Raw genomic sequence first — 18755 nt, 5'->3', positions numbered from 1 at the left:
GAAAATTAATGCAACGCCGAGAATTTTTAAAAACAGCCGCCATAACAGCCACAGCCTGTAGCACGCCAGAGCTATTTGGCCTAGAGCAGTTTGAGGCCGATTTTAGCCCAGCACCAGCTGGCAAAAACGCCCAGTATCACCACCTTACCTGTCCTAGAAACTGCCGTGACGCCTGCGCCCTAATCGCACAGGTAGAAGACGGCAAAATGACTGGCATTACTGGCGACCCAGCCCACCCGCTAACCCAAGGCACAGCCTGCGTTAAAGGCCACACCTACGCTATGCACCTATACAACTACGACCGAGTGATGTATCCTATGAAGCGAGTAGGCAAAAAGGGCAGCGGCAAATGGGAGCGCATAAGCTGGGATAGGGCCCTAAGCGAAATAGCCGCAAAGCTAAAAGAGATAAAGGCAAAATACGGCGGCGAGGCGCTTACGGAGTTTGTTTATTCAGGCAACGAAGGGCATATTAGCAAGACTATAGCGCCTGGGAATTTTTTCGAAAAATACGGCGCTACAAGGCTTGTTAGAAACCCTTGCGACTGGCCGCGCTACGTAGGCACTCCGAGCGTAATAGGGACTGATTTTAGCAAGGACGCACTAGAGATTGACGAGAGTGATATGTATATTAGCTGGGGCTCAAATGAGGCCTACACAGCGGTGCATTGGGTTAAATTTGCCCACAGGGTAAAGAAAAAAGGCGGCAAGATAATCGTCATAAACTCCGTGCGTGTGCCTATGGCAAATCAGGCAGATATGTTTATCCAGCTGCGCCCTAGCTCAGATCCGGCATTTTGCCTTGCGGTGTGTAAATTCTTAATCGAAGAGGAGCTTTATGATAAGGAATTTGTCGCCAAATACGCAATGGGCTTTGACGAGCTAGTAAAGGAGTGTAGCCTTTATACTTACGGCGAGCTAGCTGCTATGTGTGGAGTTAGCGTTGATGAGATTAAGGTCTTTGCTAGGGAGTATGCAAAGGCAAAAGCCCCAGCCATTATGCACGGCGACGGCGGTCAGCGACACTTTAATGGCGCGCGTCTTGTGCGGGCTGTTACGTTTTTGCCTGTGCTTGTGGTGCGCTAAATAAGCACGGCGGCGGACTATTTTGGGCTTACGTGCACGTTAAGGGCTGTTTTAATTTTGAAGCCTGTATGCCAGATTTAGCCCCAAAAGATAAAAACGGCAAAAAGATAGAACGCCAAAGCATAAACTACGTCGAGTTTGGCAAGGGAATTCAAAAACAGGGTGCAACAAGCTTTGGCGTGCCGATAAAAACGCCAATTAGAGCGTGTATAAATTACAATTCAAATTTAATGGTAACTGCGCCAAATACAGAGCTAATTAAAAAGCGAGTAATGGATGAGGACTTTTTCTTAGTTACCATTGATCCATACTTTACAGACACCTGCGACGTGAGCGATTACGTGCTGCCTGGAGTTACGTTTATGGAGAGTGAGGACATACAAAATGACCAAATCTCTGGCTATGTGTGCTACAACGCCCAGGCCGTTAAGCCCCTAGGCGAGGCTAAGACGAATTTGGAGTTTTTTAACGCTCTTGCAAAGGCGATGGGCTATACAGAAAAGTGCTTTACCTGGAACAGCGAGGCGGTATGTCGTAAATTCCTAAACACTCCATTTGCAAGAAGCCAAAACATCACCTACGAAAAGCTAAAGAAAATCGGCTGGATAAAGCCTATGCGCACGCCGCAGACGATGAAAGAGCTTTTCCCATACTACCCATACTCGCCAAGTGATGATTTGAAATTTAAAACTGAAAGTGGCAAGTGCGAGCTATACTCAAAGACCTTTAAAGATGCGGGCTATCACCCTGTGATTGATTTAAAAGACGACTGGGATTATTACAAAGAGCATAAGGATTTTGGCGAAAAATATCTGCAAAAATACCCTCTATACTTTATGACCCCAGGCACCCAGCTACAGGATAACTCAAACTGGGGCAATATGCCTTATATCACAAAGCGTGTGATAAGAAACGGCAACGCAGAGATATTTATGCACGCTGATGATATGAAAGCACGTGGCATAAATGACGGCGATACAATTGAGGCCACCAACGAAAAAGGCACGGCTATTTTTACCGCTGTAGCCACCACTCAAGTAAAGCCTGGCATATGCTACGCGTGGAATAATATCTGGCTAAAGCCGACAAAATCCGGCACAGGGGCAAACACCCTATGCAGCGACGGCATTAGCGATTTAGGGCAAGGCTCTACATACACAGCTAGCTTTATTCAAGTAAGACGAGCAAAAAAGCAATATAGGGGTTAAAAATGGCACAAAAATTAGGATTTATTTTCGATCAGAACTTCTGCATAGGCTGTAAGGCCTGTGAAATTTCTTGCCAAGTCTATCACAATCAAGACCCAGAGATAAACTGGCGCAAAGTCGACACAATCGAGATTTACGAGCACTCAAGGCAGAAAGAAATTTATCTCACTCACTCCTACCACCACTGCGATGACCCAGCCTGCTTAAACGTCTGTCCTGTTGGGGCATACGAAAAGCTAAGTAATGGCATAGTAAATACAATCCACTCACGCTGCATTGGCTGCGGATACTGCCTACTAGCCTGTCCATACGGCGCTATAAGCAAGGGCAAAGACGGCAAAGCACAAAAGTGCAATCTCTGCGCCGAGCGATTAGAGCGTGGCGAGCTGCCAGCCTGCGTGCAGGGCTGTCCGTGTGATGTGCTGAAAATAGGCGATATTAGCCTAGCGGATAATGAAGGACTGCAAAAGCAGATGAGTGGCTTTAAGTATCTATTTACAAAGCCAAATGTGAGATTTTATCCACGCATAAAGCTAAGCTATGAATAATCTAGCCACTCTCGTTTTAGCTGAGGATATTTTTAGGCGGATATTTTTACTGCCCATAGATAAAAGCCTGCTTGCTAGCCTTAGCAGCCTGTGCGCTGGGCTAGAGGGAAGTAGTCTTGATAATATGGGGCAGTTTTTTAGCCAGCTTAGCCTAAGTGATGAGAGGGCAGATGAGTTTAGGTGGGAATTTAATGAGCTGTTTTTATTTAAGCCTAAGGCCATTCCTTACGAGAGCGCTTATTTTGGACAGGGGCTGTTTTCGCAGCGTTGCGCTAGTGTAAGGCAGAGCTACGAAAGGGCTGGCATTAGGCGTGCTGGGGGCGAATATGCTGATGATTATGTAGGCTATGAGCTTGAGTTTTTACACTTCCTAGGCCTAAAGGCGCTAAGCTGCGATAAGGTAGCTTTAGGGGCTAGGCGTGAGTTTATATCCCAGCACTGCGGGCTTTGGTTTAGCCAGTTTGCCCTAAATATAAAAGCAGCCAACCCCAGCCCAGAGTGGCTGGAATTTGCTCAGCTTTTCGCTACTTATAGCGAAATTTTAACCGCACAAGGAGAATAAAATGCAACAAGAAATTTGGGGATTTATGATAGTGCTTTACCTATTTTTAGGAGGGCTTGGGGCTGGGGCGTTTGCTTTTGGCTTGCTAGCAGAGCGTGGGCTTTTAGGCGAGGTGAGTGAGGATTTTAGCAAGCGTGCATTTTTTATTACGCCATATCTTATCGGTGTTGGGATTTTGCTTTTGCTTTTTGATTTGGCTACGCTTAATCCTTTTAAAATTTTAAATTTGCTCTTTCATCCGTATTCTATGATGAGCCTTGGTACGTGGGTGCTGGCTTGTTTTTGGCTTTTTAGTATATTTTACTCTAGGCTTAGAGGCTTTGGCTGGGCGTGGATTTTGGGACTTTTGCTAAGCGTGGCGACTATGGGCTATACTGGGCTTTTGCTCTATGCTGTTAGGGCTTTTTCGCTTTGGCATAATGCGTTTTTGCCGCTTTTATTTGTGCTTTCTGCTCTTTCAAGTGGGCTTGCGCTTTGCCTTATTTATGAGCTTAAATCAAAGGCAAGCTTACCCACTAGGCTTAAAAATATCTCACTTGTGCTTGCATTTTGTGAGCTAGCGGTGGCTGGGCTTTGGCTTTTTGGTGCTAGTGCTACTGATGCTGGATACGCTAGTGTGGTGGCGATATTAAGTGGCGAGTTTTGGCTGATGTTTTGGTTTGGCTTTGTTGGGCTTGGCGTAGTGGTGCCGCTTTTGGCTAGCTTTGGCGGATTTAGACTGGGTAGATTTAGCGTGTCGGTACTTGCTTGTGAGTGCGCTGTAATAGCAGCTAGTTTGTGCCTTAGAGCTGTGGCTGTATATGCTGCGGTTAGTGTTTATTAGCTGATAATTTAGCCTTTATAAATTTAAAGGCATTAAGTATAGTCCTAAGCTTTGCATTAAAATTATGCTCATGACGCACCAAACCTTAAAAAACAGGGATAAATTTAATCCCTGTTTAAAGTCCTCTAAGATAAAGCTAGGTGGGCTTTGCAAAAAAGCTTAAGCCTTACAAAGGTAGCTATTTAACGCGTTCAGGTAGGCTTTGGCGCTTGCTGTGGCTGTGTCTACATCAAGCCCATGCCCAGTTACCGTTTTTGCTCCTTCAAATTTTACCTTTACGGTTACCTTTGCCATTGCGTCCTTGCCGCTTGAGACTGCGCGGACTTGATAGTCTTTTAGTACGCCTTTTGTGCCAGTGCTTCTGTCAATTGCTTTAAAAATAGCGTCCATCACGCCATTTCCCAGGCTTGCATCGCTTTTTAGCTCGCCTTCGTTTTTAATCGTGATAGCAGCGCTTGTGTGGGCTTTGTTGCTGCCTGCTGCGCTTAGGCTTACTAGCTCGTAAACCTCGTCTATTTTGATAAATTCATTCGCCACAATCTCTCTTATATCATCGTCAAAGACCTCTTTTTTCTTATCGGCTAGGAGTTTAAATTTATCAAACGCCTCATTTAGCGCCTCCTCGCTTAGCTCATAGCCTAGGCGTGCTAGCTTGTCTTTAAATGCATGTCTGCCGCTGTGCTTGCCAAGGACAAGAGTATCAGCTTCTATGCCTATATCGGCTGCACTTATAATCTCATAAGTCTGCCTGTGTTTTAGCATGCCGTCTTGATGGATTCCGCTTTCATGAGCGAAGGCGTTTTTGCCTACTATTGCTTTGTTTGGCTGAGGTTCGATGCCTGTTATGCTTGCTATTAGCCTGCTTGTTGGATAAATTTCTTTTGTGATTATGCCAGTGTGAAGTGGCGCAAATATATCGGCTCTAGTCTTTAGCGCCATAACTATCTCCTCAAGTGCTGCATTTCCAGCACGTTCGCCTATGCCGTTTATCGTACACTCTACCTGCCTAGCTCCTGCTTGTATGCAGGCTAGGCTATTTGCTGTAGCAAGCCCTAAGTCATTGTGATTATGCACTGAGATGATGGCTCTATTATTGACAAACTCAACCATAGTAGCTATCATCTGGCTTAGCTCGTGTGGTAGGCGGTAGCCGACGGTGTCTGGTAAATTTATAGTACTAGCCCCTGCTGCTATGACTGCGTCAGTAATCTCTTTTAAAAAGCTAATGTCGCTTCTGCCAGCATCCTCGCAGCTAAACTCCACATCATCGCAAAATGTGCGAGCGTACTCTACAGCTTCTACGGCGCGCTTTATGACCTCATTTGGTGTCATTTTTAGCTTATACTCCATGTGTATGGGGCTTGTAGCGATAAATGTGTGTATGCGCCTATTTTTAGCATGCACGAGGGCTTCGCCTGCTGCTTTTATGTCGTTTTGTGTAGCACGAGATAAAGAGCAGACTTTTATTGTGCTAGCTTGCTTTGCTATCTGACTAACTGCCTCAAAATCTCCAGGACTAGCAGCCGCAAATCCAGCCTCTATCACGTCTACGCCAAGTCGTTCTAGCTGCATAGCTACGCGCAATTTCTCAGCCGTATTCATGCTAGCACCTGGGGACTGCTCGCCGTCTCTTAATGTGGTGTCAAAGATTATTATTTTATCATTCATATGTGTGCCTTTTAAATTTATTTATAGTTTTTGGTGTGATTTGGTTTAAAAAAGGAGAAAATGCTGCTTAGCGCAGCAGCAAAAAGTTAGCAAAAAAGTAAGTGTAGATAGGGCTTATTTTTATCATGACGCCTCCTTTTTTGTTTTGGTGAAAAGATAAATCGCTCTAATTATACCATAAAGCGTATAAGCACTCATTAATATCGCAGCGCTTTCAAGTGGGAAAAGATATAAAAGAGAAAATATCACAACCAAAGCTGCAAGCACTCTTAAGACGTGCATCTGTTTGAAATTTACCTTTTTAAAGCTAGGGTAGCGGATATTGCTAACCATCAAAATAGCAAGGATGCCTTGTGCTATGATAAATGCCCACTCAAGCCCTTGCGTGAAGCTATAATTTAGATAAATTCCAGTCCACAGTGCGCTTACTATCGCGGCTGTTGGAATAGGTAATCCGATAAAGATATTTGGCTCATATGTGCCTGTGGTTACGTTAAAGCGAGCTAGGCGAATAGCTCCAAAGACCACAAACATAGCACTCATGAGTGAGCCAAGTTTGCCAAAGCTAGCCCCTATGGCGCAGTATGATAATATAGCTGGGGCTACTCCAAATGCTACTAAATCAGCAAGGCTATCAAACTCAACTCCAAATTTACTCGTCGTTTTTGTCAGGCGCGCGACCCTGCCGTCAAGTCCATCTAGGATAAGCGATAATACTATGAAAATGATTGCCCTTGTGTAGTGTCCATTTATAGAGGCTATTATACTGATTACGCCTAAAAATGCCGAAGATGCGGTAAAAAGATTTGGCAGAATATACATTAATTGAGCTGGTTGTTTCATGGTTTTAACTCCTTAAATATCCTATAAGAGCCGATTTTTTCACGCGCTCTGATACGCTTAGGCTTATTTGTGTGTTAAGTGGCAAAAGTAGCTCTATCTCGCCACTACTCATAAATCCAAGCTCACTGCCAGCTTTTACGGCATTTATGTATCGTTCGTTTTTTGGTTCGTTTGTTTCAAGGCTTAGACTAAAAGCTCCAGCTATTAGTCTAAGTCCTACAGGCTGATTTTTTAAAGAGAATATAAAAAGCGCCCTTTCACTTAAGAAATCAGCTGTTTTTATATGCTTGCACATAAACAATCCATGACGTTTTTTTAGCTCTATAAATTTAGCGTTAAAAGGGCAGATTATATTGCCAGAAAAAAGACTCTTTTTTATCGTTACTTTTAGGCATTTTTTGCCGTTAAATTCGCCTATTTCTATTATTTTTACCACGCCACTAATGGGCGAATAAATTCCGTTTAGATTAGTTTGATTTATTTTTTTGTCACGTTCTAGGTAAATAAGCACAAAAACTATAAAAACTAAAGAAAAAAAGCACTCGCCAAAGCTAAATATAAATGCAAAAATAAGAGCCAAAAGTGCCACACGTAGTACTTTTAGTCCACTTTTTACAAAGTATTTAGATATTCTCATCGCTCTCTTCTTTTGCCTTTTTCGCGGCATTTATTACATCAGCATCCTCTTCGTCATCTAGTCCATTAAGGCGACTTGTCATAGAGTTTTCCTCTTCCCAGGCTTTGATTATTTCTCGCACTTTTTCGCCCTCTATTGTCTCTTCTTCGTATAGGGCGCTTACCATATTTTCTATCGCACCGCTATAATCACGCAAGGTTTGTAGCACCACGGCATAGCGCTCATTTAGGGTTTGCTTGACAAAATCATCCACTTTTTCAGCCATTTTTTCGCTATATTCCTTAACACTTTGTCCGCCGTTTAGGAATAAATTTCTCTGCTTTTCAAGCACCATAAGCCCAGCTATATCACTCATTCCATACATGCTTATCATCGCTTTTAGTATGTCTGTAGCACGTTCTAAATCATTGCTTGCGCCAGTTGAGATTTCTTTTATAAATACCTCTTCAGCGGCACGCCCAGCTAACAATACATCAACTTTCGCCATCAACTCATGCTTTTGCATCATAAATTTATTCTCTTCAGGCGTGTTTAGTGTGTAGCCAAGAGCGGCTAAGCCACGTGGTATGATGCTTACTTTTGTAACCCTGTCAGCACCTTTTGTAGTCTCGCTTATTAGTGCATGTCCGCTTTCGTGATATGCTACGATACGCTTTTCTTTTGGGTTTATGCGGCGTGATTTTTTCTCGAGTCCAGCAATGGCACGCTCAACTGCCTCAACCAAGTCTTGTTGTGTAACCTCGGGCTTTGAATTACGTCCTGCTAAAAGTGCGGCTTCGTTTATTATGTTTGCTAAATCTGCCCCAGCAAGACCAGCAGTAAGCCTAGCTATCTCATCTATATTGATATTTGGATCAAATTTAACATCACTCATATGTACTTTTAGTATCTCGACCCTGCCTTTAAAATCAGGCTTATCCACTAATACCTGCCTATCAAATCTCCCTGGACGCATTAACGCTGCGTCAAGCACTTCTGGGCGGTTTGTAGCAGCCAGGACGATGACCGGACTAGCGTCTGAGCTAAAGCCGTCCATCTCGGCTAGAAGCTGATTTAGCGTCTGCTCTCGCTCGTCGTTTCCACCCATCATTGCACCAGCAGCACGGCTTTTACCTATGGCGTCTATTTCGTCTATAAAGACTATTGCAGGGGCTTCTTTTTTAGCTGTTTCAAAAAGATCTCTCACGCGGCTTGCGCCTACGCCCACAAACATCTCTATAAAGCTCGAGCCAGACACACTAAAAAATGGAACATCAGCTTCGCCAGCAACCGCCTTTGCTAGTAGGGTTTTACCAGTGCCAGGAGGGCCAACTAAAAGCACGCCTTTTGGAATTTTAGCTCCAAGGCGGATATATCGGTCAGGGTGCTTGAGAAAATCAACTATCTCTTTTACTTCCTCTTTTGCCTCCTCAACTCCTGCTACATCGGTAAATTTGACTTTTGGTTTTTCTGAGTTTATGAGCTTTTTAGCAGAGCCAACACCAAGTATACCACTACTCATATTTCTTTGTACTCTGCTTGCTAAAAGCATCCAAATTCCAAAAAATATAAATACAGGTAACACCCATGAAAATAGCAGATCGCTTAGCCAGTTACCCTCGCTAAATGCGCCATATTCCACGCCGTTTTGCTCAAGTAGCGGTACTAAAGTAGAATCTGGTACTCTGCGAGCTGTGTAGATTATTTGGTTATTGCCTAGGGCTTTTATGTTTGCTTCTGAGATTTCTACCTTGCTTATTTGTTTATTTTTAATAAGCTCTTTTAAATCGGAATAGGCTATGCTTTTGCTTTGTCCTTGGGCTTGCCCCATGACTCCGCCTAAACCATCCCCTCCAAAGCTACGAAATGCTACTATGATAATTAGTGCAAATATAGCAAATATTATGATAGGATTTTTGTTAAAAAAACCGCCCGAATTATTCGAATTTTGTGCGTTTTTGTTTTCCATTAATTTCCTCTTTTAAATATAAAACTTACCCAGTCGTTATCCTGCTTTTTGCTAATAAGCTCAAGTGAGCTAAAGGTTTTTAATATTCTATCTGAGTATTTTTCAAGTACTCCAGCAAGTAGCAAATATCCGTTAGGTTTTAAGCTGTTTTTAAGCTCATTAGAAAGCATTAAAATCACATCGGCTATTATGTTTGCCACAACTATGTCGTAAGTTTGGTTTAAATTTGATATAGATCCGACCCAAGTTTTGTTTAAGGTTACGCCGTTTAGCGTAGAGTTTGTTTTTGTTGCTTCAATAGCTAGCTCATCTGTATCGCAAGCATCCACCACGCAACCTAGCTTTGTCATAGCGATGCTTAATATCCCACTACCACAGCCAACATCAAGGGCACTTTTGCCTGCTATTTCTGGTAGGGTTTGCAAATTTAAAATACAGGCCGCAGTACTCTCATGATGCCCAGAACCAAACGCAAGAGCGGGGTCTATTAAAAGATCTATGCTGCCATTTTTTGGCTCTTCCCAAGTAGGGCGGACATAAAAATTGCCAAGACTAACAGGTCTTACGCCTTGCTTGTATTTTTCTACCCAGTCCTCATTTGGCTTTTGCGAGATTTCAGTGCTAAATTGCACATCCTTGCCTTTTGCTTTAGCAAGTGCAACTACATACTCATTTACTCCGCTTGCTATATCATCAAGCTCATACTCATCTCGCACGATTATAGTGTCTGCGTCTTTTTCCTCTATCGCACTTATGCCAAGAGCAAAAAGTAGCTCTATAATCTCGTCTTTAAATTCCGAGCTAAAAATTCTTAGCTCAAAAAAATTCTCTCTCATTTACCCAAGCACGTCTCTTCTAGCTTAGTTTTTAGCGTTTTTGTATCAAATGGTTTAACTATATAGTTGTTTACCCCAGCTTTTAAAGCAGTGATAACCTCGGCCTTTCCTCCCTCTGTAGTTACCATTATTATAGGCATGTCTACATATTTTTCCTCAGCACGTACCTTTTTTACTAGCTCAAGACCATTCATCTCAGGCATATTCCAGTCTGTTATTAAAACGCTTATATCGCTGTGCTGCCCCATTAAAGACCAAGCCTCTACGCCGTGTTCTGCCTCAAGTATATCTGTATATCCTAGTTTTTGTAGGGTATTTTTGATGATTCTTCTCATAGTTGAGCTATCATCTACTACTAATATTTTCACGTCAAATCCTTCAAAAATATAAAATCGTCGCTATTTTAGCGAAAATAAATTTAAAAAGCTTTAAAAATGACTTAATATAGCCTCTACTACCTCTTTTGGTTTTTGGGCTTCATATATCGGGCGTCCAACTACAATAAAGTCGCTTTTATGGGCTTTTGCACTGGCTATATCGGCTACCCTGCTTTGATCTGCCGCACTTTCACCAAAGGGGCGAATGCCTGGCGTTAGAGTGATAAATTTATCACTTGTTGCTGATTTTATCTTATCGCTTTCAAATACCGAACAGACCATGCCATCAACCCCAGCCTCGTACGCCGCTTTACTCATGTCTATGACTGCTTTGTCTATGTTTTTATTGTATACCTTTTTAAATTCGTTATCGCTAAAGCTAGTAAGGGCTGAAACAGCTAGTACAAGAGGGCGAGAGGTGCGGATATTTAGGGCGTTTATTACAGTTTGCATGGCTATCTTTCCAGCGCTTGCGTGTAGATTTATCATGTCTATTTCAAGGTCTGCAAGCACCAAGGCCGCATTTGCCATTGTGTTTGGTATGTCGTGTAGTTTTAGATCTAAAAATAGCTTAAATCCAAGATTTTTTAGCTCATTTATGCCGCTTGTTCCACTAGCGTAAAACTCTCTCATGCCCACTTTTAGCCACAAATCCATGCCCTTTAGTTCTTTGGCTAGAGCCAAGTTTTGCTCAAGGCTAGGTAGGTCAAGCGCCACGCAAAGCTTCATCTATTGCGCCTTTTTAATCGCATCAAGCACGCCATTTACGAGCTTTGGCGCACTTTCGCTACCGAGCTCTTTGGCTAGTTCGATGGCTTCGTTTATGATTACTGGAGCGTCTGTATCGCTAAATTTCATCTCATACACCCCAAGCCTTAAAATAGCTCTCTCTATAACGCCCAGTTCAGCGACTTTATGCTCTTTTAAATTTTCATTTATAATAGCGTCTATTTTTTCTAAGTTTTCGCTTATGCCATTTAGGCTCGCCTCTACCTGAGTGCGCCTTTCGTTTCTTATCTTTTTACCCTCTAAAAACTCATCCAAAAATTGATCATTTATACCGCTTAGCTCATCTGCGTAAAGCAGCGATACTACCGCCTGTCTAGCCTGATGTCTTGTCGCCATTTTAGCCCTTTAAATTTGAGTAAAGATTTAGCATTTCAATCACGCCTGTCATCGCTTCAAAGCCCTTGTTTCCGACCTTTGAGCCAGCTCGCTCTATCGCTTGCTCTATGCTATCAGTCGTTAGCACGCCAAAGCTTACAGGCAGGCCGTATTTTAGCGTTACATTTGCTATGCCCTTTGTCATCTCGGCACTTACATAATCAAAATGTGGAGTGCTACCACGGATGACCGCTCCCACGCAGCAGATGGCGTCAAATTTACCGCTCTCGCACGCTTTTTGCAGGGCAAAAGGTATCTCAAACGCCCCTGGCACTAGGATTAGGCTTAGCTTCTCTTCATCGCCGCCGTGGCGGATGAAGGCGTCCTTTGCCCCTTCTACGAGCCTGTCTGTGATGATGTGGTTAAAGCGTGCGTTAATTATCGCCACTCGCTCATCGCCGTTTAGTCTTAGCTTGCCTTCGATTATTTTCATCATTTATCCTTTTATTAAATTTTCAATTTCTAAAGTTTTATTTACAAGCGCTTCAAGCTCGCTTAAATTTAGCATATTTGCTCCGTCGCATAGGGCTTCGCACGGATTTAGGTGTGTCTCGTAAAAAAAGCCATCCACCCCCACGGCTGCGGCTGCGCGGGCTAAATAGGGCACAAAGCGTGCGTCTCCGCCACTTTTTGCATCCGCTCCAGCTGGCATTTGCACGCTGTGAGTGGCGTCAAAGATGACTGGCGCATACTCTCGCATTAAAGGCAAGCTTCGCATATCCACGACCAAATTCCCATAGCCAAAGGTGCTACCACGCTCCGTTAGCCACACGCCGTTTTGGCTTGCTGCCTCAAAGCCGCTAGATTTTACGCCCCTAGCTTCTAGCACCTTTTTTACGCTGTGCTTCATCGCAGCTGGAGCCAAAAACTGCCCCTTTTTAATATTTACCACAGCCTTTGTCTTTGCCGCAGCCACAAGCAGATCAGTCTGGCGGCATAAAAAGGCTGGGATTTGCAAGACGTCGGCTACCTTGGCAACTGGGGCTGCCTGGTAGCTTTCGTGAATGTCGGTTAAAATTTTAAAGCCAAACTCGCTTTTTACCCTGCCTAAAATCTCAAGCCCACGCTCTAGCCCAGGCCCCCTAAAGCTATCAATGCTCGTGCGGTTTGCCTTATCAAAGCTAGCTTTAAAATAAAAATCTATCTTGCTGTTTTCATTAAATTTAACAAGCTCGCGCGCTATATTAAAAACTATCTCTTCGCTTTCTATCACGCAAGGACCAGCTATTAGTATCACTTTTTATCCTTTAAAACTAATATTCCACTTAAAATGACGAGCATTATACCAAAAAATGCCATAGCATTTGGCAAGCCATCTCCCATAAAATACCCTATGATGATGGTAAATATCACATCACTATAGCTTACAGTCGCCACTGTGCCAGCTTTTTTGCTTACGGCGTAGGATTTTGTCATATAAATTTGAAAAAGATAGCCAAAAATCCCAACCAAAAGTAAAATCGCGATACTAAAAAGGCTAGGTGGTACAAATTTTGAAAATAAAAAATCAAACCCATCTACGCTAATAAACTCAGCCGCTCCCATGCAGACAAGCGGAAGTACGCTCCCCCACGCCATAAAGCTAAGGACTATGATATTTGGCGGATAGTGGCGGCTTAGCTCTCTAGCGCTTGTGTATGCAAGTGCTGCGCCAAGCCCACTAAATACGCCAAGTAGGTCGCTTTTGCTTATGCCGATATTTGGCTGAATTATTAAAATTATTCCGCCAAAGCCCAAAAATACGGCAAACCAGCCTAGGCTGCTGAGGCGTTCTTTAAGCCAGATTGCGGCAATTAGTGCTATCCAAATGGTGCTAGTTTTTGAAAATGTAAAGGCGGCTGCTAGGTTAATGTGAGCGATGTTGTAAAAAAAGGCAAAAAGTGCGACCGATCCTATAAATCCCCTAAACATCAAAAGCCAAAATGCCCCACCTTTTATCTTTTTAGAGAGTTTAATCGCAGTAAAAATGACGATTATTAGCCCTATTAAATTTCTAAAAAACACAACCTCAATTGATGGTAAATCTTTGCTTACAAACTTTGCCAAAGAGCCAGTTACGGCAAACATCAAGCAAGCTATAATCATGTAGTATACGCCGAGATTTCGCACGATTACTCGCCTAAGTCCCATACTTTCTCCTTAAATTTAAAAAAGTATTTTATTATAAACAGACTTAAAACGAGAAAAATTTTTGCTTCCAATTTAAAAGCCTTAAAGCAAATGCTTGCTAAAATGTCAAAATATAAAGGATAAAAAATGAGCGATTTTACACATTTACATTTACACACCGAATACTCAATGCTTGATGGCACAAACAAGATAAAAGAGCTAGCAAAAGTGCTAAAAGAACAAGGCGTTACAAGCGCGGCAATAACCGATCATGGTAATATGTTTGGCGCGATTGATTTTTATAAGACGATGAAAAGCTATGGTATAAAGCCGCTTATCGGCATTGAGGCTTATATTCATAATATGGACGATTTAGGCGATAAAAGTACTAGAAACCGCTTTCACCTCATACTCCTAGCCAAAAATGAAATAGGGTATAAGAATTTAATGTATCTTAGCTCAATGAGCTTTATTGAGGGCTTTTACTACAACCCACGCATAAACAAAAAGCTCCTACGCGAACACACTGAGGGCATAGTCTGCACTGGGGCTTGCTTGCAGGGTGAGGTGAGCTGGAATCTAAACATAAACAACGAACGAAATGTAAGAAATGGTGCAAAGGGATATGAGGCGGCAAAGGCAGTGGCTGCGGAGTATAAGGAGATATTTGGCGATGATTTTTACCTTGAGATTATGCGCCATGGCATAAGCGATCAAAGAGATATTGATGATCAGCTTTTAAGGATAGCAAAAGAGCTTGATATAAAAATGGTCGCAACAAATGACGTGCATTATATCTACAAAGACCGCTCAAAATCGCAAGAAATTTATAAATACATCTCAGGTGCTGACATGCCAAATACCATTCATGAGTTTTATTTAAAGACCCCTGATGATATGAAGCGCCTTTTTCTTGATATGCCAGAAGTGATAGAAAATACCCAAGAGATAGTGGATAAATGTAATCTTGAGATAAAGCTAGGTGACGCAACTCCTCCGAATTTTAAATTTACCATCGAATACGCTGCCGAGCGTGGTATAGCCCTGCCAGAGCCAAGTGAGCGATATAGCTTTAAAAATGACGCTGTGTTTTTTGAAGCAGAGTGTAAAAAAGGGCTTGATGAGAGGCTTAAGTTTATCTCCGAGGAGCAGCATCAAATTTATAAAGACCGCCTGCAAAGGGAGATTGATATTATTAACAAGATGAACTTCCCTGGTTATATGATGATAGTTTGGGATTTTATCAACGAAGCCAAAAAGCGTGGCGTGCCAGTGGGACCTGGGCGAGGCTCAGCGGCTGGAAGCCTAGTCGCGTATGCGCTAAAAATAACCGACCTTGACCCCATACCTTATAGTCTACTTTTTGAGAGATTTCTAAACCCAGAGCGCGTAAGCATGCCCGATATTGACGTCGATTTTTGTCAGGATAGGCGAGGGGAGATAATTGATTATGTCATCGAAAAGTATGGCAAATTTAACGTCGCTGGCGTTATAACATTTGGTAAGCTTTTGGCAAAGGGCGTTATTAGGGACGTCGCAAGAGTGTGCGGTATGCCATACTCTGAAGCAGACGCTATGGCAAAGCTAATCCCAGATGAGCTGGGTATCACGCTTGAGGGAGCGTTTAATAAAGAACCAGAGATTAAAAAGCTACTAGATACTGACGCAAAGGCGGCTGAGGTGTGGAAGTTTGCTCTTGATTTAGAAGGGCTTAACCGAAATGCAGGACAGCATGCAGCTGGCGTGGTAATAAGCAATGATGAGCTATGGAATAAAACTCCGCTTTTTAAGCAGAGCAATAGCGAAGAAAATCACTTCGTAACGCAGTATAGCTTAAAGTATCTTGAGGATGTTGATTTAATCAAATTTGACTTTTTGGGACTTAAGACCCTAACTGTGATAGATAATGCTATAAAGCTAATTAAGCAGCGCTACGGCAAGGAGATAATTTGGGAGCAAATCGATAAAAACGACGCAAAAGTCTATGAGATGCTTGCAGGCGGACATGCGATAGGGATATTTCAGGTAGAAAGCGAAGGTATGCGCAAGCTTGGTGCTAGTCTGCGCCCTGACTGCTTTGAGGACGTTATTGCGATGCTTGCACTTTATCGTCCAGGGCCTATGGAGAGCGGTATGCTCGATGACTTTGTCGAACGAAAGCACGGACGAGCAGCGATAACATATGCTTTTGACGAGCTTGAGCCGATTTTGGCTCCAACATATGGCGTCATAGTTTATCAAGAGCAGGTCATGCAAATCGTTCAAAGCATAGGCGGTTTTAGCCTAGGTGGAGCCGATCTCGTGCGCCGTGCTATGGGTAAAAAGATAAAAGAGGAGATGGATAAGCTAAAGGGCGAGTTTGTCGCTGGTGCTGTTAAAAATGGGCTAGACGGGCAAAAGGCCGATGATCTGTTTGAATTAATCGTAAAATTTGCAGGATATGGATTTAATAAATCTCACTCCGCAGCCTACGCTTACATCACCTTTCAAACTGCGTATTTAAAGACCTATTATCCAGCTGAGTTTATGGCGGCACTTTTAACGAGTGAGAAAAATAATGTCGATAAAATTGTGCGCTACATAGATGAGTGTAAACGCCTAAATATCGAGCTTTTACCGCCATCGATAAACCACTCGGCAAATGAGTTTAGTGTTACTAAAAAAGATGGTAAGGATGCAATCGTCTTTGGATTTTGCGCTATTAAAGGCGTAGGAGAGACAGCGATAGAAAACATAATAGGTGAGCGAAACGAGGGCGGAGAGTATAAGGATATGAGTGATTTTGTATCCAGAGTGGATGCCTTTAAAGTCAATAAAAAAGTCGTTGAAAGTCTTATAAAATCAGGAAGCTTTGATATTTTTGGACACACTAGATTAATGCTAATGCAAAACGTTGAAATCATAATAGAAGCTTGCAAGGATGCTGGAAAAATCCGAAAAGAAAAGGCTGAGAGTCTATTTGGTGATGATGATAGCATGGGTAAAGTTCAGGTAAAAATGGATGAGATAAAGAATGAATTTGACCAAAAAACCAAGCTTAAATTTGAGCAAGAGAGTGTGGGAATTTATATCAGTGGACACCCTCTTGATGAGTTTAGGGAGGACATTTCAAGGATAAATTACACATTAAGCTCTGAATTTGACGAGCTACCTGAAAATGCCGAAATAATGGTAGTCGCAAAGATAGAGGATGTGGTAACTAGAATAACAAAAAGTGGCAAGAAAATAGCCACCCTTAAGCTTTTAGATTTGCATGGCAACATCGAGGCGACCGTTTTTGAGCGTGAGCTAAAGAGCGTTGAGCGGCTAAATGACGAGCAAAAGGACGCGCCGCAAGCTTTTAGGGTGGAGTTTGAGCGTAGAGATCAGTTTGTAAACATGCGTGTAAGAGAGGTTTTAAGCCTAGATGATGCGGCGAATTTAAACTTTAAGGTAAAGGCTCAGCGTTCGTACAAAAAGGACGGCTACAACAAAGGCAGCTTTGAAAATAGCGCTAGTGCACAAGCGCAAAAGATAGTCATAACAGGCGTTGTCGAGCTTGTTTTAAATCTAGCCTCGCTTGATAAGAAAAAGGTTGCTGAGCTTTATCGCCGCTGCATAGCAGAGGATAGGGAGGCTAGGACAAGCGCGACAAAAAGGCTTGTCATAAAGGTGCAAGCTAACGATAAAATGCTGGCTTATAATACCGATTTTATCGTTAGAGACGAGTTTATAAACGGCGCAAAGGAGCTTTTAGTAAGCTAGCGAGCTCTGTGCAGCCTATCGGGCTTTGATTTTGGTCTAAATTTGGCTTTGCTTTTGCATGGCGTTTGAGTTATGCGCTTATTTGAAGCTTTTGTTTTGCGCTACGTAAAGGGTTATATTAAGTTGTTTAACTGTACGTATGAGACATTGCTTTCATTTAAGTTTGACTTTTTTCAAATTTAAATCGTGAAATATGGTGGTGTAAATTTAAACTTTGTTTTTTGACGTTAAAATGAACAAAACCGCAGAAACTTTGGTTTTGTTTGGGTTTAAATTCTTTTTTTTGCGCCTGTCGCCCCACCCCTTGACAACCACACGTGTAATGGGTCGCTGATATTTAAATTTGTTAAGTAACAAATTTAAATCGCAACGGCTGGCGACTACTCCGCACGGAATGGCTATATGCGAAGTATCGTGAGATGATTTTTGGGGTTGTGAGCCATTTTCAAGCGGAGCATACATAAAGTATGTGAGCATTGAAAATGGCGAAGCTCCGCAAAAAGCACTCACGAGACGAGCTGGCTTAAAAAGCGAAATCAAGCCAAAGCGAGACGAGCTAGCCAAAAAGCAAAGAAAAGCCCTAAAAATATTTTACTCCCTGCAATCACCAATACCTACCTCATAATCAAATGCTTTTTTAGAGTTTATGAAGTAAGTATGTTTATACACCAAACCACCCTCCATTAAAGAGCGATTGCTTTCGTTAGAGCAGAGTTTATCAACCTCAACTCCTTTAACAAGCCTGCCCGTTAAAGGATAATCCTCCTCTTTCATTTTGCTGATAGAAAAAGCTATGGTATTAAGTAAAGTATGGACGTATTCTAAGGTAGTTCCATCATTTTTTATATCTACTATAACATCACCTGGCTCAACATTTAATGGCAAAAATGGCTTCATATCATCAACTAAATACTTAGCTGCTTTAGCAGCAGTCATACTCTTAAGTATTTTTACTTTATCTAATGCACTATTATCAGCAGCGAAAATGAAAGTGCAAAACAAAAGTGAGGCTAAGAGCATTTTTTTCATAAAGCGTATCCTTTAAAAATATTCTTATGATTATATCATAGACAGGCTACAAAATTTGAGCACTTTAAAAATAAGCGGCGAAATGACCTAGCAACACTACGTCTGCTTTGGCGCAGGCAGTATGGGCTAAGCAGCCTGAGTATAAGGGCTAAATATGCTAAAATAGCGTTTAAA

General features: G+C 42.4%; 18 protein-coding genes. 6 read left to right on the top strand and 12 right to left on the bottom strand.

Going from position 1 to position 18755, the window contains the following annotated elements; genetic code table 11:
- The first annotated feature begins 8 nt into the window (after positions 1-8).
- The 5 genes from LBC_RS09075 to nrfD all read left to right on the top strand — a co-directional run bounded on the left by LBC_RS09075 (position 9) and on the right by nrfD (position 4226).
- Positions 9-1085, top strand: coding sequence for a molybdopterin-dependent oxidoreductase (locus LBC_RS09075; protein ID WP_260173351.1), 1077 nt, complete (start codon positions 9-11; stop codon positions 1083-1085).
- Between the two features lie 68 nt (positions 1086-1153).
- Positions 1154-2293, top strand: coding sequence for a molybdopterin dinucleotide binding domain-containing protein (locus LBC_RS09220; RefSeq protein ID WP_409240980.1), 1140 nt, complete (start codon positions 1154-1156; stop codon positions 2291-2293).
- Positions 2294-2295: 2 nt separating this feature from the next.
- Entirely contained in the window at positions 2296-2841 is a 546-nt protein-coding gene (locus LBC_RS07205; RefSeq protein WP_221253766.1) for a 4Fe-4S dicluster domain-containing protein, read from the top strand.
- Positions 2834-3403 (top strand): molecular chaperone, encoded by a 570-nt coding sequence (locus LBC_RS07200; protein WP_221253765.1) that lies wholly within the window; start codon positions 2834-2836, stop codon positions 3401-3403. Before LBC_RS07205 ends, LBC_RS07200 begins: the two co-directional genes overlap by 8 nt.
- Before the next feature lies 1 nt (position 3404).
- Entirely contained in the window at positions 3405-4226 is an 822-nt protein-coding gene (gene nrfD, locus LBC_RS07195) for an NrfD/PsrC family molybdoenzyme membrane anchor subunit (RefSeq protein ID WP_221253764.1), read from the top strand.
- 159 nt (positions 4227-4385) lie between these two features.
- Here nrfD and LBC_RS07190 read toward each other — a convergent pair whose 3' ends face one another.
- From LBC_RS07190 to LBC_RS07140, 11 genes are all read right to left on the bottom strand, one after another.
- Entirely contained in the window at positions 4386-5894 is a 1509-nt protein-coding gene (locus LBC_RS07190) for a 2-isopropylmalate synthase (RefSeq protein WP_221253763.1), read from the bottom strand.
- 123 nt (positions 5895-6017) lie between these two features.
- The gene (pssA, locus tag LBC_RS07185; protein ID WP_221253762.1) at positions 6018-6737 is read right to left on the bottom strand and encodes a CDP-diacylglycerol--serine O-phosphatidyltransferase; all 720 of its coding nucleotides are present in this window, start codon (positions 6735-6737) and stop codon (positions 6018-6020) included.
- Between the two features lie 4 nt (positions 6738-6741).
- A complete protein-coding gene (locus LBC_RS07180; RefSeq protein ID WP_221253761.1) occupies positions 6742-7374 on the bottom strand; it encodes a hypothetical protein in 633 nt (210 codons plus the stop codon).
- The gene (gene ftsH / locus LBC_RS07175; protein WP_221253760.1) at positions 7361-9322 is read right to left on the bottom strand and encodes an ATP-dependent zinc metalloprotease FtsH; all 1962 of its coding nucleotides are present in this window, start codon (positions 9320-9322) and stop codon (positions 7361-7363) included. The genes LBC_RS07180 and ftsH overlap by 14 nt, the downstream gene beginning before the upstream one ends.
- On the bottom strand, positions 9322-10158 hold the full coding sequence (locus tag LBC_RS07170) for a 50S ribosomal protein L11 methyltransferase (protein ID WP_221253759.1): 837 nt from the start codon (positions 10156-10158) through the stop codon (positions 9322-9324). The genes ftsH and LBC_RS07170 overlap by 1 nt, the downstream gene beginning before the upstream one ends.
- Positions 10155-10526 (bottom strand): chemotaxis response regulator CheY, encoded by a 372-nt coding sequence (locus LBC_RS07165; protein WP_221253758.1) that lies wholly within the window; start codon positions 10524-10526, stop codon positions 10155-10157. Before LBC_RS07165 ends, LBC_RS07170 begins: the two co-directional genes overlap by 4 nt.
- Before the next feature lie 60 nt (positions 10527-10586).
- Entirely contained in the window at positions 10587-11264 is a 678-nt protein-coding gene (gene pyrF / locus LBC_RS07160; protein WP_221253757.1) for an orotidine-5'-phosphate decarboxylase, read from the bottom strand.
- Positions 11265-11660: a transcription antitermination factor NusB gene (nusB, locus tag LBC_RS07155; protein WP_221253756.1), complete on the bottom strand. Its 396-nt coding sequence runs from the start codon at positions 11658-11660 to the stop codon at positions 11265-11267. It lies immediately after the preceding gene.
- Position 11661: 1 nt separating this feature from the next.
- Entirely contained in the window at positions 11662-12132 is a 471-nt protein-coding gene (ribH, locus tag LBC_RS07150) for a 6,7-dimethyl-8-ribityllumazine synthase (protein WP_221253755.1), read from the bottom strand.
- A 3-nt stretch (positions 12133-12135) separates the two neighbouring features.
- Complete coding sequence (kdsA, locus tag LBC_RS07145; protein ID WP_221253754.1) at positions 12136-12936, bottom strand: 3-deoxy-8-phosphooctulonate synthase; 801 nt, start codon at positions 12934-12936, stop codon at positions 12136-12138.
- The gene (locus tag LBC_RS07140) at positions 12933-13829 is read right to left on the bottom strand and encodes a DMT family transporter (RefSeq protein ID WP_221253753.1); all 897 of its coding nucleotides are present in this window, start codon (positions 13827-13829) and stop codon (positions 12933-12935) included. Before LBC_RS07140 ends, kdsA begins: the two co-directional genes overlap by 4 nt.
- 126 nt (positions 13830-13955) lie before the next feature.
- Between LBC_RS07140 and dnaE the strand changes: the two genes are divergently transcribed.
- A complete protein-coding gene (gene dnaE, locus LBC_RS07135) occupies positions 13956-17552 on the top strand; it encodes a DNA polymerase III subunit alpha (RefSeq protein ID WP_221253752.1) in 3597 nt (1198 codons plus the stop codon).
- 591 nt (positions 17553-18143) lie between these two features.
- Here dnaE and LBC_RS07130 read toward each other — a convergent pair.
- Positions 18144-18581, bottom strand: coding sequence for a hypothetical protein (locus LBC_RS07130; RefSeq protein ID WP_221253751.1), 438 nt, complete (start codon positions 18579-18581; stop codon positions 18144-18146).
- Between the last annotated feature and the right edge of the window lie 174 nt (positions 18582-18755).

The organism is Campylobacter sp. 19-13652, assembly GCF_019702925.1.
Taxonomy (GTDB): domain Bacteria; phylum Campylobacterota; class Campylobacteria; order Campylobacterales; family Campylobacteraceae; genus Campylobacter_A.
Note: the sequence above shows the minus strand (reverse complement) of the source record. Positions and strands in the feature narration are given on the sequence as shown.

Bases quoted from the DNA above. Each gene is read 5' to 3' on its own strand.
- LBC_RS09075 (WP_260173351.1), top strand. From the start codon at position 9: ATGCAACGCCGAGAATTTTTAAAAACAGCCGCCATAACAGCCACAGCC.
- LBC_RS09220 (WP_409240980.1), top strand. From the start codon at position 1,154: ATGCCAGATTTAGCCCCAAAAGATAAAAACGGCAAAAAGATAGAACGC.
- LBC_RS07205 (WP_221253766.1), top strand. From the start codon at position 2,296: ATGGCACAAAAATTAGGATTTATTTTCGATCAGAACTTCTGCATAGGC.
- LBC_RS07200 (WP_221253765.1), top strand. From the start codon at position 2,834: ATGAATAATCTAGCCACTCTCGTTTTAGCTGAGGATATTTTTAGGCGG.
- nrfD (WP_221253764.1), top strand. From the start codon at position 3,405: ATGCAACAAGAAATTTGGGGATTTATGATAGTGCTTTACCTATTTTTA.
- LBC_RS07190 (WP_221253763.1), bottom strand. From the start codon at position 5,894: ATGAATGATAAAATAATAATCTTTGACACCACATTAAGAGACGGCGAG.
- pssA (WP_221253762.1), bottom strand. From the start codon at position 6,737: ATGAAACAACCAGCTCAATTAATGTATATTCTGCCAAATCTTTTTACC.
- LBC_RS07180 (WP_221253761.1), bottom strand. From the start codon at position 7,374: ATGAGAATATCTAAATACTTTGTAAAAAGTGGACTAAAAGTACTACGT.
- ftsH (WP_221253760.1), bottom strand. From the start codon at position 9,322: ATGGAAAACAAAAACGCACAAAATTCGAATAATTCGGGCGGTTTTTTT.
- LBC_RS07170 (WP_221253759.1), bottom strand. From the start codon at position 10,158: ATGAGAGAGAATTTTTTTGAGCTAAGAATTTTTAGCTCGGAATTTAAA.
- pyrF (WP_221253757.1), bottom strand. From the start codon at position 11,264: ATGAAGCTTTGCGTGGCGCTTGACCTACCTAGCCTTGAGCAAAACTTG.
- nusB (WP_221253756.1), bottom strand. From the start codon at position 11,660: ATGGCGACAAGACATCAGGCTAGACAGGCGGTAGTATCGCTGCTTTAC.
- ribH (WP_221253755.1), bottom strand. From the start codon at position 12,132: ATGAAAATAATCGAAGGCAAGCTAAGACTAAACGGCGATGAGCGAGTG.
- LBC_RS07140 (WP_221253753.1), bottom strand. From the start codon at position 13,829: ATGGGACTTAGGCGAGTAATCGTGCGAAATCTCGGCGTATACTACATG.
- dnaE (WP_221253752.1), top strand. From the start codon at position 13,956: ATGAGCGATTTTACACATTTACATTTACACACCGAATACTCAATGCTT.
- LBC_RS07130 (WP_221253751.1), bottom strand. From the start codon at position 18,581: ATGAAAAAAATGCTCTTAGCCTCACTTTTGTTTTGCACTTTCATTTTC.